8 protein-coding genes and 1 riboswitch are annotated in these 17303 nt (G+C 73.8%); all 8 genes read left to right on the forward strand.

Going from position 1 to position 17303, the window contains the following annotated elements; all coding sequences use genetic code 11:
• Nucleotides 1-129 precede the first annotated feature (129 nt).
• Nucleotides 130-346: riboswitch (cobalamin riboswitch) on the reverse strand.
• A 564-nt stretch (nucleotides 347-910) separates the two neighbouring features.
• The 8 genes from B082_RS0106315 to B082_RS0106350 all read left to right on the forward strand — a co-directional run bounded on the left by B082_RS0106315 (nucleotide 911) and on the right by B082_RS0106350 (nucleotide 17276).
• A complete protein-coding gene (locus B082_RS0106315; RefSeq protein WP_018550964.1) occupies nucleotides 911-1150 on the forward strand; it encodes a phosphopantetheine-binding protein in 240 nt (79 codons plus the stop codon).
• A complete protein-coding gene (locus B082_RS0106320) occupies nucleotides 1147-2016 on the forward strand; it encodes a siderophore-interacting protein (protein ID WP_018550965.1) in 870 nt (289 codons plus the stop codon). Before B082_RS0106315 ends, B082_RS0106320 begins: the two co-directional genes overlap by 4 nt.
• Before the next feature lie 98 nt (nucleotides 2017-2114).
• A complete protein-coding gene (locus B082_RS0106325) occupies nucleotides 2115-3116 on the forward strand; it encodes an ABC transporter substrate-binding protein (protein ID WP_018550966.1) in 1002 nt (333 codons plus the stop codon).
• Complete coding sequence (locus tag B082_RS0106330) at nucleotides 3113-4135, forward strand: FecCD family ABC transporter permease (RefSeq protein WP_018550967.1); 1023 nt, start codon at nucleotides 3113-3115, stop codon at nucleotides 4133-4135. Before B082_RS0106325 ends, B082_RS0106330 begins: the two co-directional genes overlap by 4 nt.
• Nucleotides 4132-5127, forward strand: a complete 996-nt coding sequence (locus tag B082_RS0106335) for a FecCD family ABC transporter permease (RefSeq protein ID WP_018550968.1) — start codon at nucleotides 4132-4134, stop codon at nucleotides 5125-5127. Before B082_RS0106330 ends, B082_RS0106335 begins: the two co-directional genes overlap by 4 nt.
• Nucleotides 5124-5909 (forward strand): ABC transporter ATP-binding protein, encoded by a 786-nt coding sequence (locus B082_RS0106340; protein WP_018550969.1) that lies wholly within the window; start codon nucleotides 5124-5126, stop codon nucleotides 5907-5909. Before B082_RS0106335 ends, B082_RS0106340 begins: the two co-directional genes overlap by 4 nt.
• A 1-nt stretch (nucleotide 5910) precedes the next feature.
• The gene (locus B082_RS0106345) at nucleotides 5911-15879 is read left to right on the forward strand and encodes a non-ribosomal peptide synthetase (RefSeq protein ID WP_018550970.1); all 9969 of its coding nucleotides are present in this window, start codon (nucleotides 5911-5913) and stop codon (nucleotides 15877-15879) included.
• Entirely contained in the window at nucleotides 15876-17276 is a 1401-nt protein-coding gene (locus tag B082_RS0106350) for an MDR family MFS transporter (protein WP_018550971.1), read from the forward strand. The genes B082_RS0106345 and B082_RS0106350 overlap by 4 nt, the downstream gene beginning before the upstream one ends.
• Nucleotides 17277-17303 lie beyond the last annotated feature (27 nt).

Consider the following 17303-nt stretch of genomic DNA (forward strand, 5'->3'; position numbering starts at 1 on the left):
ATCCCGGGACGGGACACGGACGCGAAGGGATGACGGACCGGACGGGCCCCTGGCACACGCGGTGCGGGTTCTTCGTCAGGTACGCACGCCGACCCGCCCACGAGGTCACCGGGATTTCCGCGTACGAGTGGTCGTGCGCGGGCAACGGGCAGGTCTTCGGACTCGCGGGCACATCCGCCAGGGACGGATTCCTACTGGCCGTCGCTTCCCGGATCGGACGGATCCAGTGCGTATGACGGCGGTCGTTCCCACTCACCGCTGCGGGGCAGTCCCGGATTCCCACCGGGTTCCCTCTTACGACGCGCCTGTCTGGCGGACAGGGCGAACCAGCTGCGCCGCCAGCCTACGGGGTCGCGGACCGTGGGTGGCGCTCCGGCTCATATACCGGGACGGAAACCGCGCGGGAGGGGTGTGGGAGCGGTGCGGGAGGTGCGCGGCCGGGGTGCGGCCGGGGTGTGGCCCTTCACGCGGCCCGGCCTCCTGCGCTAGGTTAAGTGAGGGTAGCCTAAGTTCCCAGTGCCCGACTGCCTGAACTCCGGGCGAAGGATGTTCGGTTGGCGGAAGAGGTGTCTGTGCCGCGCAAGTCGATGTTAGGTTAGCCTTGCCTGGGCTTTAGGGGGACTTCGTGTGGGCGTGGAAGGTGAGGGGCGGTGGCCCGGCGGCCGAGGCCGTCCGCACGGCTGATCGTGACGCCATCAGCCCCTGAACCCCGTGGTCCCGAAGCGTGTGCCCCGACGTCGCCGTCCGCCCGCCGTGAGCCGCTCCGCGCTCCCGGCGGGACGAGCCGCGCCCGCCGCCAGCGAAAATCCTTTCCCCGCCCGGTCGTTCGCGTTGCCCGCCGCCGGGCCCGTCCACCGCACCACCGCTCCGACCCACCCGTCGGTGCCCACCCCCCCGAAGGAGTCGTCCGATGAGCCAGACCTTGTCGCCCGAGCGTGTCCGGGCCGACATCGCGGAACTGCTGGGCTGTGAGCCCGCCGAGATCACGCCCGAGGAGAATCTTGTCGACCTCGGGCTCGACTCGATGCGCATCATGGTCCTGGTCGAGCGCTGGCGGGCGGCAGGGGCGACCACGCTGGAGTTCCCCGACCTCTTCGAGCTGCCCGAACTCGGCCACTGGCAGACGCTGCTGGCGGGTGAGGGCGCATGAGCCGCACCGACCAGCGGGACCGGTACCTGGAGCGGATCGCCGAGGTGCGGGCCGGCCTGCACGCCGAGAAGGTCGGCTACCCGATCGGTATCCGGGAGGCCGAGGTCGTGCGTACGTCCACGGTCGGCGCGGGGCTGCTGCGGGTGACCCTGGGCGGGGCGGGCACCGAGGGGTTCGAGGCCCACGCGCCCGACGAGCACGTCAAGCTGATCTTCCCGGAGGCGGACGGCACCCTGCGCCTGCCCGAGCGCAACGGGGCGATGCTGCGCTGGCCGAGGCCGGTGCCCACCTCGCGCGAGTACACCGTGCGCCGCTACGACCCCGCCACGGGCGAGCTCGACATCGACATCGCCGCACACGAGGGCGGCCTCGCCTCCGACTGGGCCCGCACGGTGCAGCCCGGCGACACCATGCACATCGCGGGGCCGCCCGGCGGGCTGATCGTCCCGCACAGCTACGACCGCTACCTGCTCGTCGGCGATCTCACCGCGCTGCCCGCCATCGCGCGGTGGCTGGAGGAACTGCCCCGGGCCGCCAGGGGCTGGGCGTTCATCGAAGTCGCGGACGCCGGCGAGGAGATCGAACTGACCGCGCCCGAGGGCGTCGAGGTGCACTGGCTGCACCGCGACGGCCGCCCGGCCGGCTCCGGTGACGCGCTCGCGCGTGCCGCGATGGCGGTCACCGTGCCCGAGGGTGAGCGGGCGTATGTCTGGGTCGCGGGGGAGGCGGGGCAGATCAAGCCGCTGCGCCGCTGGGTCCGTGACGAACTGCGCCTGGAGAAGGCCGACTACGACATCACCGGCTACTGGAAGCGCGGCGTCGCGGACTTCGACGAGGACGACCACGACCACGGTCACGACCACTGAAAGAAACCGGCCGGACCGGGTGGTGGGCCACCCGCGAGTTGTCCTGCCGAAAGGCCATCAACTAAGGTGAGCCTTACCTAAGTAGCAAGGAGTTCGGAATGTCCATACGCAGATCGTCCGGTCTGGTCGGCGCCCTCGCGCTGGCCCTCGTTCTGGCCGGATGCGGGTCATCCTCCGACGGCGGGTCCGACTCCGCCTCGGAGAAGAGCAAGACCCGGGTGTTCACCGCGGACAACGGCAAGATCACCATCCCGGTGAACCCGAAGCGTGTGGTGGCCACCGGGTACGCCGTACCCGCCCTCATCGAGGCCGACGCACCGCTGGTCGGCATCTCCTCGTGGAAGCGCGGCGAACCGATGATGACCAAGGAGGACCTCGCCACCTACAACAAGCTCACGAAGATCGCGGGCGAGCAGGCGGCCGAGACCAACTACGAGGCCGTCGCCGAGGCCGAGCCCGACCTGATCGTCATCGGTGTGCCGGCGCCCGTCCTCGGTGACATCGACATCAAGCGGCTGGAGTCCATCGCCCCCGTCGTCGCGATCGGCCCGAGCCTGCCGTCCGCCTGGCGCGACCTCTCGCGCAAGCAGGCCGACGCCGCGGGCGCGCTCAAGCAGTTCGACGCCCAGAAGAAGACCTACGACACCAAGGCCGCCGAACTGGCCGCCAAGTACAAGGACGTGCTGCCGAAGCTCAACCTCGGCCACGTCGGCGCGTACGGTGACGCCGCCAAGGGCACCTTCCAGCGCGAGTTCGGCGGTTCGTGGGGCACCAACATCGCCCAGGACCTGGGCGCGAAGTACTACGGCAAGGTCAAGAAGGCCGGCTCCGGTTCGAGCGCGGTCAGCGAATACCCCTCCATCGAGGAGCTTCCCGACGCCTTCCGCGAGGCCGACGCCCTGACCTACTCGGTCGACGCCGACGGCAGCGTCCCGAAGTCCGTCCAGTACGTCCTGGACTCCAAGCTCTGGAAGAACCTGCCCGCCGTCAAGGCCGGCAAGACCTACCCGTTCCGTTACACCGAGGCCGCCACCTACGGCGAGGCCCTGATGACCCTGGACGCGATCGACAAGTCGCTCGCTCCGCTGCTGAACCGGTGACCGTCGCGGGCCGCGCGTCCAAGACGGCGGGAAACCGGCGGGCCGTCCCGCAGACCGCCCTGCTCGTCGGCGGACTGGTACTGCTGGCAGCTCTCGCCGTACTCAGCATGGGCGTCGGGGCCCGCCACGTCGCCCCCGGCGAAGTGGTACGCGCACTCTTCGACTACCGGGGCACCGACGACCACGTCATCGTCCGCGACGTGCGGGCACCGCGTGCGATGCTCGCCGTCGCCGTCGGTGCCGCGCTCGCCGTCGCGGGCGCGCTCATCCAGACGCTCGCCCGCAACCCGCTGGCCGAGCCCGGCATCCTCGGGGTCACCGCGGGCGCCGGGTTCGCCGTCACCATCGGCTCCGCGCTCGGCATGGCTGGCGGCCAGGCGGGCGAACTGGGCTTCGCGATCACCGGTTCCGTGATCGCGGCGCTCATGGTCGCCGCGGTCGGCCGCCGCTCGCCCCTGCGCCTCGTGCTCACGGGGGTGGCGCTGACCGCGGTGCTGAACGGCGTCGCCCTCGGCATGCGGCTGATGCTCCCCGACGTCTTCGACGTCTACCGGTTCTGGTCGGTGGGAACACTCGCCGGACGCGAACAGGCCTCCCTGGCCCTTCCGCTGACCGCGATAGCCGTCTCGCTGGCCGGTGCGCTGCTGCTGAGCCGGGCCCTCAACGCCCTGACGCTGGGCGAGAACGTGGCACACACCCTCGGCGCCAACGTCGGCCGGGTACGCGTCGTCACCCTCGTCCTCATCACCGTGCTCAGCGGTGCGGCGACGGCGGTGGCGGGGCCGATCCTCTTCGTCGGGCTCATCGTGCCGCACCTGGTACGCAGACCCGCCGCCGGATCGGTGCCCTGGCTGATCGCCTACACCATGGTGCTCGGCCCGGTCCTGCTGCTCATCGCCGACATGGCCTCCCGCGTGCTGCTGCCCACCGGCGAGGTGCCGGTGGCCATCGTGACCGCGTTCCTCGGCGGCCCCATGCTGATCTGGGCGGTCCGCCGCTACGGGGCGGGGTCACTGTGAACGTGCTGAAATTCCACGTGGAACGCCGCACGGCGGTGCTCGTCGTCGTACTCGTCGCCCTGATGCTCGGCCTCGGCCTGCTCGGACTGTGCTACGGGGCGTCATGGTCCTCGCCCAGCCGGGTGTTCGCCGTCCTCACCGGCTCCGAGCACTCCGTGGTGATCCGGGACTGGCGGCTGCCGCGGGTGCTGGCCGGCCTGGTCTTCGGCGCCGCGCTCGGCGTCGCGGGCGCCATCTTCCAGAACCTCACCCGCAACCCCATGGGCAGCCCCGACGTCATCGGCCTGGACGCCGGCGCCTACACGGGCGCCCTGGTCGCCATCACCGTACTGTCGGGCACCTCCGCACAGCTCGCCGTCGGCTCCGTGCTCGGCGGCCTGATCGTCGCGGCCGCCATCTACCTGCTGTCGCTCGAACACGGCTTCTCGGGTCTTCGGCTGGTCGTCATCGGTATCGCCATCAACGCGATGGTGACCGCGATCAACTCGTGGATCGTGCTGCGCGCCGAGCTGGAGGTGGCGATCGCCGCCGTCGGCTGGAGCGCGGGCTCGCTCAACGGCGTGGGCTGGGACGACCTCGGCATCCCGTTCACCGTGATCGCCGTCCTGCTGATCCTCATGACCACCCGGGCCCACGCCATGCACCAGGCGGCGCTCGGGGACCCGATCGCCGTCACGACCGGCGTCGGACTCGACCGGCTGCGGCTGCTGATGGTCCTGGTCGGCGTCGGCTGCACCGCCACGGTGACCGCCGTGGCCGGACCCATCGCCTTCATCGCCCTGGCCGCCCCGCAGATCGGCCGCCGGCTCGCGGGCGCCGCCGGAGTACCCCTGCTCCCCGCCGCACTGACCGGGGCGGTGCTCCTCCAGGGCGCCGACCTGCTGGCCCAGATGCTGCTGGCACCCGTCGCACTGCCCGTGGGCGTCGTGAGCACCGCGATCGGCGGTTGCTACCTGATCTGGCTGCTGACCAAGGAGGTGAGGCGCGCGTGACCGCACGCCTGACAGCGCGGGACATCACCCTGCGCTACGGAGACCGGGTCGTGTCCACCCGGCTGAACCTGGACATCCCCGACGGCGCGTTCACCGCCATCGTCGGCCCGAACGCCTGCGGGAAGTCCACCCTCCTGAGCGCGCTGGTACGGCTGCTGCGCCCGCACGCCGGCCAGGTGGAGTTCGACGGCCGCGAGGTCGGCGGCTTCGCCACCAAGGCGCTGGCCAAACACCTCGGCTTCCTGCCGCAGGACCCGATGGCGCCCGAGGACATCAAGGTCCGCCAGCTCGTCGGCCGGGGACGCTTCCCCCACCAGTCGATGCTGGCCCTGTGGTCGCCCGAGGACCAGAAGGCCGTCGACGGCGCGATGGCCGCCGCCGGCGTCGCCGACCTGGGCGAGCGACCGGTGCAGGAACTGTCCGGCGGACAGCGCCAACGGGTCTGGATGGCCATGGTGCTCGCCCAGGAGACGCCCTACCTGCTCCTGGACGAACCCACCTCGTTCCTCGACATCACCCACCAGTACCAACTGCTCGGCCTGCTCGCCAGGCTGCGCAACGAGGGCCGCACCGTCGTCGCGGTCCTGCACGACATCAACCAGGCGTGCCGGTTCGCCGACCACCTGGTCGCCATGAAGGCCGGAACCGTGGTCGCCGAGGGCGACCCCGGGGACATCGTGGACGCCACGCTGATCAAGGACGTGTTCGACCTGCCCAGCGTCGTCGTCCCGGACCCGGTGACCGGCACTCCCATGGTCGTCCCCACACTTCAAGGAGAGTAAGTTGAGCACCGCGAGCGTGTCCTCGGACGGCCTCCTGCCTCTGACCGGCGCCCAGTTGGGCATCTGGAACGCCCAGCGCATCGAACCCGACTCGCCGTACTACGTCGTCGGCGACGTGGTGGAGATATCCGGCGGCGAACCGGTCGACGTGGACGCCCTCGCACAAGCGGTCCGGGCCACCACCGAGGAGGCCGAGAGCCTTCGGCTCAGGGTGTACGACACCCCGGACGGGCCGCGCCAGACGGTCAGCGGTGACCCCGTCCCGCTGCCGCCCCTGGCCGACGTCAGCGCCGAGGCCGACCCCGCCGCTGCCGCCCAGGCACTCGTCGACGCCGAACGGGCCCGGCTCGCCGAGGCATGCCGGGGCATGACGGACCGCCCGCTCTGCTCACGTACCGTCATCAAGCTCTCCGACCGCGAGGTCTGGTACACCCAGCTCGGCCACCACCTCGTCTTCGACGGCTACACCGCCGCCCTGCTCGCCCGCCGCACCGCCGCCCGCTACACCGCCCTGGTACGCGGCACCGAGCCGCCGCCCTCCACCTTCGGCGCGTTCGCCCGGCTCGTCGCCGACGACCTGGCCTACCGCGAGAGCGAGGGGGCCACCGAGGACCGCGCGTACTGGGTCGAGCGGTTCACCCCGCTGCCCGACGTCGGCGACCACGAAGGCCCCGACACCGCCGGCGCGCCCGACCGCACCCTCACCGCCCGCGCCGTCCTCACCCCCGAGGAGACCGCCCGGCTGCGCGCCTTCGCCGATGGTGAGGGCGTCACCTGGGGCGAGGCACTGATCGCCGGCTACGCGGCGTTCCTGCACCGCATGCTGGGCCGCACCGACGTGGTGTTCGCCCTGCCCCTGATGTGCCGGGCCGGATCGGCCGCGCTGCGCACCCCCTCCATGGCGGTCAACGTGCTGCCGCTGCGGGTGAGCGTGCGCGGCGGCGACGGGCTCGGCGGGCTGAGCCGGCGGGTCGCCACCGCCATGCGCGAGATGCGCGACCACCAGCGCTACCGGGGCGAGGACCTGCCCCGCGACCTCGGCGTGCCCGGCGCGGGCGCGCTGCTGCACGGACGCGGCATCAACCTCAAGGCGTTCGACCTGGCGCTCGACTTCGCCGGGTCGGCCGGTGTGATGCGCAACGTCGCGGGCGGGCCGCCCGAGGACATGGGTCTGAGCGTCCTGCCCACCCGGGACGGCGGGCTCCTCCTCGGCTTCGAGGTCGACGCCCGCGCCAAGGACCAGGCCGCTGTCGACAGCCTGATGAGCGGGCTGCGCGCCCTGCTGACCGGGCTGACCGACGGCCTGCCCGTCGGCCGGATCGCACTGGCCGACGACGTCGACGGGCTGCTCGCACAGTGGAGCCCGCCCGCCCTGCCCGGCACACCGGCCGACGTGCCGTCCGCGTTCGACGCGATGGTCGCGGCGGGCCCCGGAAACACCGCTCTGGTCTGCGGCGACGAACGCCTGACCGCCGCCGCGCTGGCCGACCGGGTGCACCGGCTGGCCCGCGCCCTGCGCGCCCGGGGCATCGGCGCCGAGGACATCGTGGCGCTCGCCCTGCCGCGCTCGGCCGACGCCGTGGTCGCCCTGCTCGCGGTGCTGGACGCGGGCGCCGCGTTCCTCCCGCTGGACGCCGCACACCCGCCCGAGCGGCTGCGCGAACTCATCGAGGACACCCGCCCCGCCCTCGTCCTCACCGACGGCACGGTCGACGGACTGCCCTGGAAGACCTTCCTGGACGAGGCCGCCGACCTGTCCGGCGCACCCCTGACGGCCGCCGAACTCTCCCGGCCCCGCCACCCCGAACACCTCGCCTACGTCATCCACACCTCCGGCTCGACCGGGCGCCCCAAGGGCGTCCTGGGACGCGCCGGCGGCCTCGCCGCCCTGCTGCATCACCAGCGGGCCACGGTCGTCGCGGAGGCCGAGCGGGCCACGGGCCGCAGGCTGCGCGCCGCCCACACCTACTCCTTCGCCTTCGACTCCGCCTTCGAGCACCTCGTCTGGCTGCTGTGCGGGCACGAACTGCACGTCTACGACACCGAAACCGCCCGCGACGCCGACGCCCTGCTCGCCGCGTACGCCCGCGACGGCATCGACATCGTGGACACCACCCCCTCCATGGCCACCCCGCTCATCGACGCCGGCCTGCTCGACCTGCCGCCCGCGATGCTGCTCCTGGGCGGCGAGGCCACCCCGCCCGCGCTGTGGCGGCGCGTCGCCGCATCGGGGATCACCGCGCGCAACATGTACGGGCCCACCGAGGCGACCGTGGACAGCACCACCGCACCCATCGACTCCGGCGAACCGACCATCGGCCACCCGCTGGCCGGCACCCGGACCTACGTCCTGGACAACGCGCTGCGGCCGGTGCCCCACGGCACGGCCGGCGAACTGTACCTGGCGGGACCCCACCTGGCGCGCGGCTACCTCGGCCGGCCTGACGCGAGCGCCGAACGCTTCGTCGCCGACCCCTTCGGCGCCCCCGGCGAGCGGATGTACCGCACCGGGGACCTGGCCCGCTGGGTGCCCGGCCGCGGCCTGGAGTACGGCGGCCGGGGCGACGGACAGGTCAAGATCCGCGGCCACCGGGTGGAGACCGGGGAGGTCGAGGAGGCGCTCGCCGCCCTGCCCGGCGTCACCGCGGCCGCCGCCCGGGTCCTCTCGTCCCGGCTCATCGGCTACATCGTGTCCCCCTCCGTCACCGCGGACGAGGCACGCGACCGGCTGGCCGAGCGGCTGCCCGAACACATGGTGCCCGCCGCCGTGGTGGTGCTGGAGCGCCTGCCCGTCACCCTCAACGGCAAGCTCGACCGCGCCGCCCTGCCCGCACCCGCCCTGCCCGGCGGCGGCCGGGAGCCGAGCACCGAGCGCGAACGGCTGCTGTGCACCGTCCTCGCCGAAGCGCTCGACGTCGAACGCGTCGGCGTGGACGACGACTTCTTCGCCCTCGGCGGCGACAGCATCACCGCGATCACCGTCAGCAGCAGGCTGCGCGCGCTCGGCCTCGGGCTGCGGCCCAGGGACCTGCTGGCCCGCCGCACCTTCGCCGCGCTCGCCGCCTCCGCCGAACTGCTGGACGAGGCCGCCGCACCGGCCGACGAGCCCGTCGGCCCGGTCCCCGCACCGCCCATCGTGCGCGGCCTGATCGACCCGCACCCGGACATCGACACGGTCGCCGGATACGCCCAGTGGACCGCCCTGCACATCGGCACGCTCACCCGGGACGACCTGGCCGGGGGAGTGCAGACCCTCCTCGACCACCACGACGCCCTGCGGCTGCGGGTGGCCGAAGGACTGGAGGTGCTGCCCCGGGGCACGGTCCGGGCCGCCGTGGAAGAGGTGACGGGCGAAGAGGTGTCCGCCCTGGCACAGCGGCTCGCCGGGCAGCTCGACCCGCGCACCGGAGACCTGGTGCGCGCCGCCCTGCTGCGCACCGGGGACGACGCGGCGGACCGGCTGGTCGTCGTCGTGCACCACCTCGCCATGGACGGCGTCTCCTGGCGCGTCCTGCTGCCCGACCTGTACACGGCCTGCGCGGGCGGCACCCCGGAACCCGTCGGCACGTCCTGGCGGCGGCACGCCACGGTCCTCGCCCAGCAGGGCGAGTCCGGTGCCCGGCGCGGCGAACTCGGCCACTGGCGCACCGCGCTGGAGTCCGCGACCCGGCTGGGCGCCCGCCCCCTGGACCCGGCACGCGACACCGTCGCCACCGCCCACCGGTCGGTCACCACCGCGTCGCCCGAGGCCACCGAGGCCCTGCTGACCACCCTGCCCGCCGCCTACCGCGCCGGCGTGGACGAGGTCCTGCTCGCCGCGCTCGTCCTCGCCCTGCGCGGCTGGGGCCTGCGCGGCGACGCGCTCACCGTGTCGATGGAGGGCCACGGCCGCGAACACCTCGACCTGTCGCGCACGGTCGGCTGGTTCACCAGCGAGTACCCGGTACGCGTGCCCGCCTCCGACGACGTACGCGAGACGCTGCGCGCGGCCAAGGAGGCCCGGCGCGCCGTCCCCGACGCCGGGGTCGGCTACGGCGTGCTGCGCCACCTCGACCCGGAGGCGGGCGCCCCGCTCGCGGCGACCCCGCCGCCGGACGTCCTGCTCAACTACCTGGGCCGGTTCGCCGCGCTGCCCGCAGGCGAGTGGCGGCTGCCCGCGCACGACGCCTTCTCGGTGACCGAACCAGATGCCAAGTCCCTGGAACAGGTGCTGGCCCTCAACTGCTTCGTCCACGAGGGCGAGGTGCCCCGGCTCGCCGTCGAGTGGACCGCCGCGACCGGGGTCGTCGGACCCGACGCCGTGGCCGCCCTCCAGGACGCCTGGGCCGCCGCGCTCGACGCGCTGGCCGCGCACGCCCTGCACACCACGGGCGGGCTCACCCCCTCCGACCTGCCGCTGGTCGGCCTCGGGCAGGACGCCATCGACGCGCTGGAGCGCGACGGCCGGGTCAGCGACGTACTGCCCGCCACCCCGCTCCAGGTCGGACTGTCCTTCCACACCCTGGTCCGCGACGACGAGGACGCCGACGTCTACGTCGTCCAGGCCGTGACCACCCTCTCCGGCGAGCTGGACCCGGACCGGATGGCCCGCGCCGCCCGTGAACTGCTGCGCCGCCACCCCGCCCTCCGCGTCCACCTCGCCACCGCCGGGGACGACGTGGTCCAGGTGATCCCCGCCGAAGTCACCCTGGACTGGCGGCAGGACGACAACTTCGCCGAAGCGGCCCGCGCCGATCTGGAGCGCCCCTTCGACCCGGCCCGCCCGCCGCTGATCCGCTTCCTGCTCTCCCGCGTCGGGCCCGCCGAGCACAAGCTCGTCATCACCAATCACCACGCCCTCCTCGACGGCTGGTCGATGCCGATCGTCGGCCGTACCCTGCTCGCCCTCTACGCCGAGCTCGGCGGCGGGCCCGCCGCCCCCGTTTCCCCGCCGCTGTCGGAGTACTTCCGCTGGCTGGCCGGCCGGGACGAGGAGGCGTCGCTGACCGCCTGGCGCCGGGCGCTCGCCGGAGTGGACGACGCGACCCGGCTGGCACCCGCGAGCACCGGAACCGGTGTGGAGCGGCCCGGCCGCGAGACCGTCGCGCTGGACCGCGAGTTCAGCGACCGGCTGCGCTCCTTCGCCCGCGAACAGGGCGTCACCCTGACCACGGTCCTCCAGACGGCGTGGGGCCTGCTGCTCGGCAGGCTCACCGGACGCCGCGACGTCGTCTTCGGCTGCCCCGTCTCCGGCCGGCCCGCCGAGGTCGACGGCGTCGAGTCGATGATCGGCCAGCTCGGCACCACCGTCCCGGTCCGCGTCAGGTACACCCAGGACCGCACGGTGCGCGACCTCCTGGCCGAGGTGCACGCCGAGAGCGTCGCCCTGGGCGAACACCACCACGTCGGGCTGCCCGGCATCCAGCGGGCGGCCGGCATCGGCGAACTCTTCGACACCATGCTCGTCATGGAGAACTTCCCGCTCTCCAGCCGCACCCGCACCCCCCTCGCCCCCGGGCTCGACCTCACCGGCGTCGACATCACCGACGCCACGCACTACGCGCTGACCGTCATCGTGATCCCGGGCGACGAGATCACCATCGGCCTCGGCTACCAGCCGCGCGCCTTCGAACGGGAGACCGTACGCGACTACGGCCGCTGGCTGCGCAACCTGCTGCGCGAGATCACCGAGGACCCGGCCCGGCCCGCACTCGCGCTGCCCGCACTCGACGCCGACGAGCGCGCCCGGATGCTGCGCACCGGCACCGAGATCGTCGCCGCCCGGGAACGCGGCCACTGGCTGGAGGAGTTCGCCGCCTGGGTGCGGCGCAAGCCCGACGCCGAGGCCCTGGTCTGCCGCGACCGCAGCCTCTCCTACGCCGAACTGGACCGGCGGGCCAACCGGCTCGCCCACGCCCTCATCGCGCACGGCGTACGCCCGCAGGACCCCGTCGCGGTCCTCATCGGCCGGGACGTCGAGATGACCGTGGCCCTGTTCGGCGTGGCCAAGGCGGGCGCGGTGTACGTCCCGATGGACGCGAGCTACCCGCGCGAGCGGCTGGCGTACATGTTCGACGACATCGCCCCGGCGGCGGCCGTCACGACCGGCGCCGAACTCCCCGTCGACCGCGACATCCCCGTCCTGCGCCTCGACGACCCCGCCACCCTCGCCTCCGTGCCCGACACCGACCCGTCCGGCGCCAGGGCCCGGCTCACCGACGACGCGCTCGCCTACGTCATCTACACCTCGGGAACCACCGGCCGGCCCAAGGGGGTCGGCGTCACCCACCGGGGCGTGCCCGACCTGATCGCCCTCCAGGAGGAGGTCGTCGGCGTCACCGAGCACGACCGCTACCTGCACTTCGCCTCGACCGGATTCGACGTCGCGTTCTGGCAGACCATGGTGCCGCTGCTGTCCGGCGGTACGTCCGTCATCGCGCCCGAGGAGGTGCGCGTACCCGGCGACGAACTCCTCGACTACATCGTGGAGCACCGGGTGACCGGGGTGAACCTGCTCCCGTCGTTCCTGGCCGCGATGCCCGACGACCGCACCGTCGACCCCGACGTCTTCTTCGTCGTCGGAGCCGAACGGCTCGACCCGGAACTCGCCCACCGCTGGGGCCGGGGCCGCAGGGCGCTGTTCAACGCCTACGGGCCCACCGAGGTCACCATCAACTCCACCACCTGGCACTACGACCAGGACGACGAGGGACCGCTGCCCATCGGCCGCCCCGACCCCAACGTCCGCGCCTACGTGCTCGACGCCGGACTCCAGCCCGTCGGCGTCGGCGTCACCGGCGAGCTGTACCTCGGCGGGCGGAGCCTGGCCCGCGGCTACCTCGGCCGCCCCGGCCTGACCGCCGGCGCGTTCGTCGCCGACCCGTACGGCCCGCCCGGCACCCGCATGTACCGCACGGGCGACCTCGTGCGGTGGCGGCAGGACGGACAGCTGGTGTTCCTCGGCCGCGCCGACCACCAGATCAAGGTGCGCGGCTTCCGCGTCGAGCTGGGCGAGATCGAGACCGCCCTCACCGGCCACCCCGACGTCCGGGCCAGTGCCGTCGTCATGCGCGAGGGCCGGCTCGTCGGCTACGTCATCCCGACCGACGACGCCGACCTGGACACCGCTGCGGTCCGCGCGTACCTCGCCGGACAGCTGCCCGATCACATGGTCCCGACGGCGCTCGTCCCGCTCGACCGGCTGCCGCTGAGCCCCAGCGGCAAGCTCGACGCCTCGGCGCTGCCCGCCCCGGCCGTCGCGTCCGCCACCCGGCGCGAACCGGCCACCGAGGCCGAGGCGCTGCTGCTCGCGGTGTTCCGCGACGTCCTCGGGCGCGACGACATCGGCCCCGACGACAACTTCTTCGACATCGGCGGCGACAGCATCGTCTCCCTCCAGCTGGTCTCCCGCGTCCGCCGTCAGGGGCTCGGACTGACCCCGAAGGACGTGTTCGACGGCGAGACGGTCGCGGGCATCGCGGCCCGCGCCCGCACCCTGGCCGGCGAGGCCGCCCCGGCCGTCGGGGACGCCCCGCTGACCCCGGTCATGCGGGACCTGCTGCGCCGCTCCGGGCAGGCCGCCGACGGCTTCTGCCAGTGGGTGGAGGTCTGCGTACCCCCCGGCGGCGACGAGACGTCCTGGCGGACCGTCCTCGACGCCCTGCTCGCCCGGCACGACGTGCTGCGCGCCCGCCTCGGCGACGACACGCTGCACATCCCGCCGGCCGGCGAGGTGACCGGCGCGGACGTCCTGACCCGCGTCCCGGCCGGCGGCGACCCGCGCGCCGCCGCCGACGCCGCGATCGACGCGGCCCGCCTGGCGATGGACCCGCGCACCGGACCGCTGCTGCGCGCCGTGTGGGTGGACGCGGGCCCCGGCCGGCCGGGCCGCCTCGTCCTGGTCGCCCACCACCTGGCCGTCGACGGGGTGTCCTGGCGCATCGTCCTGGACGACCTGGAACACGCCCACGGCGGCGGCGAACTGACCCGGCACGGCCAGTCGTTCCTCGGCTGGGCCCGGACCCTGCGCGACGCCGACCGGCGGGACGAACTCCCGCACTGGCGGCGGATGACGGCCACCGCGCCGCTCACCCGCCCGCTCGACCCCGCCCGGGACACCGTGGACACCGCCGCGCACCACGAGATCCGGCTCGACTCCGACGCCACCCGCGCCCTGATCACGACCCTGCCGGCCGCCCACCGCACCACCCCGGACGCCGTGCTCCTGACCGCGCTCGCCCAGGCGGTACGGGACTGGCGCGGCACACCGCAACTCCTGGTCGCCCTGGAGAGCCACGGCCGGCCGCGCGAGGTCGACCTCTCCCAGACCGTAGGCTGGTTCACCGCGATCCACCCCGTGCGCCTCGACGCGGACGACGACGTGCCGGCGGTCCGGGATCGGCTGCGCGCCCAGGGCGACGGCCTCGGACACGGCATCCTCACCGCGGCCGGACTGCTCGACCCGGTCCGGCCGGAGATCGCCTGGAACTACCTCGGCCAGTACCCCGGCGCCCCGGACGGCGAGACGCCCTGGCAGCCGGCCCCGGACGCCGACCCGCTCGGTTCCAACGGCTCCGGAGCGATGCCCCTGCCGTACAGCCTGATGGTCAACGCCCTGGTGCGCGACGACGCGCTCGGGGTGCGGATCACCTGGCCGGCCGCGCTGTTCACCGGAGCGGAGATCGAGGACCTGGCCCAGCGGCTGCGGACCGCGCTGCTGCGGGTCGCCGCCGCCCCCGAGATCAGTGCGCTCGGGGACCGGCCGGTCGCCGCCGTCCAGCCGCTCAGCCCCTTGCAGGAGGTGATGCTGCGGCACTCGCGCACCGAGCGCCCCGACCCGTACACCGTGCAGTCGGTGTTCTCGCTCGCGGGCCGGCTCGACACGGACGCGCTGCGGGCGGCGGGCGACGACCTGCTGGCCCGGCACCCGAACCTGGGCGCGGTGTTCCCCGCCTCGCTCGCGGTGATCCCGCAAGCGCCCCGGCCGGAGTTCCGGGTCACCGGCGCACCGGCCGACGAGGTGCTGGCCGCCGACCTCGCCGAACCCTTCGACCTGGCGCGGGGCCCGCTCTACCGGATCACCGTGATCCGGCTGGGCCCCGAGCGCGCCGACCTTGTCCTGACCAGCCATCACGCGCTCTCCGACGGCTGGTCGGCCCCGCGCATCCTCGGCGAACTCTTCGCCCTGTACACGGCGAGGACGCGGAACGCGGCACCGGAGCTGCCGGCCCCCGTCCCCTTCGCCGACTACCTGAGCTGGTCGGCCGGGCACGAGCCGGACCTCGACGCCTGGGCGGCCGAACTCGAAGGCCTGCCCGAGGGCGACTACCTGGGCGGCGGCGAGAGCGGCCCCGCCTGGCAGGAGCCCGAGGTCATCACCTTCGACGCGGCACTCGTGGACCGGCTCACCCGGCTCGCCGCCGGGCGCGGACTGACCCCGAACACCCTGGTGCAGGGCGCGTGGTCGGTGCTGCTCGCCCGGCGGTCCGGCCACCGGGACGTGTGCTTCGGCGCCATGGTCTCCAGCCGTCCCCCGGAGCTGGAGGGCGTCGAGGAGATCATCGGGCTGCTGGCCAACACCGTGCCGGTGCGGGCGAGGCTCGAGGGCACGCTCGCCGAGGTGCTCGCCGGCCTCCAGAGCCGCCAGCGGGCGCTGGTCGAGCACCACCACGTGGCCCTGTCCGACCTGGAGCGGATCACCGGACGGCGCAGGCTGTTCGACAGCATGGTGGTGTTCGAGAACTACCCCGTCGACCCGGACCGCCTGCGCGAACCCGCCCCCGGCCTGACCGTGACCGCCACCCGCTTCCGCGAGTCCACCCACCACCCCGCCACCCTGACCGTCATGCCGGACGGCGACGGCTGGACCGGCGTGCTCGCCCACCGGGCCGGCACGGACGTCGACGGACTCGCCGGGCAACTGCTCGACCTGCTCCGCTCCCTGGAGGAGCACCTCGACGCCGACGTGCGCGGCCTGCTGGAGAACCGATGAGCGAGCAGAGCGCCCCGCCCGCCGACCGCGTCGACAAGGACCTGCTGCGGATCGCGTTCATCCTGGTCCTCGGCACGTTCATGGCCTCGCTGGACGCCACCATCGTCAGCGTCGGACTCGACCGCCTGACCGAGGAGTTCGACGCGTCCGTCGCCGAGATCCAGTGGGTCTCCACCGCCTACCTGCTGGCGATCGTCGCCGCCGTACCCGCGTCCGGATGGCTGGCCGACCGGTTCGGCGGCCGGCGGACCTGGCTCGCGGCGGTGGGCGTGTTCCTGCTCGGCTCGGTGCTGTGCGCCTCGGCCTGGTCGGTGACCGGCCTCATCGTGTTCCGCGTGGTCCAGGGCCTGGGCGGGGGACTGCTGCCCGCGACCGGCCAGGCGCTGCTGGCCCGCGTCGCGGGCCCGGGGCGCACCGGGCGGGTGATCAGCGTCGTCGCCGTCGTCCCGCTGCTCTCACCGGTGTTCGGGCCACTGGCCGGGGGTTCCGTCCTCGCCGTGGCGCCGTGGCCCTGGCTGTTCCTGATCAACCTGCCGATCGGCGGCGCGGCGGCGCTTCTCGCGCGCCGCTACGTGCCGGTGGTGGCGCCGGCCGCCCGCCGGACGGCGTTCGACCTGCGCGGCGCCCTGCTGCTCTCACCCGGTCTCGCGGTGCTGGTGTACGGGCTGACCGAGGTCGCCCACAGCCGCCCGCTGCCGGCCGCCATCGGTGTGGCGGCCGGCCTGGTGATGCTCGCCGCGTTCACCGTCCACGGGCTGCGGACCCGGGGCACCCCGCTGGTCGACCCCCGGCTGTTCACCCGGCCGCCCTTCGGCGCCGCCGCCCTGGCGCTGGTGGTGCTCGGGGCCTCGGTGTTCGGCACGATGTTCCTGCTGCCGCTGTACTTCCAGTCGGGCCGGGGCATGTCGGCGTGGGAGGCCGGGCTGCTGCTCGCTCCCCAGGGGCTGGGCGCGGCGGCCGGTTCGGTGCTCGTCAACCGGACGATCAGCAAGGTCGCGCCGAGGAGCCTGGTGGTGTCCGGCATCGTCCTGATCCTCCTCGGGACGGCTCCGTTCACCTGGCTCGGCCACGGGGTCCCGGACGCGGTGATCGCCGCGGCTCTGGTGGTCCGCGGCTTCGGGATGTCGATGGTCGGCGCGCCCGTGATGAACATCGTCTACAGCCGCATCGAGCCCGAACACCTGCCGCGGGCGGCCGGGGCGCTCAATCTGCTGAACACCGTGGGCGGTTCGCTCGGGACGGCGGCCCTGGCGGTGATCCTCCAGAACCGGCTCGCCGCCCATGGTACGGACGTGTCCTCGGCCTTCGGAGCCACCTTCTGGTGGGTGCTCGGCTTCTGCCTGTTCGCCGCCGTGGCGGCGACGAGACTGCCCCGCACCCGGCCCAGGAAGGCGTAACGCCCCTTGCGGTCGTCGAGTTGAGCG

It is taken from the genome of Streptomyces sp. ATexAB-D23 (assembly GCF_000373645.1).
GTDB classification, from domain to species: domain Bacteria; phylum Actinomycetota; class Actinomycetes; order Streptomycetales; family Streptomycetaceae; genus Streptomyces; species Streptomyces castrisilvae.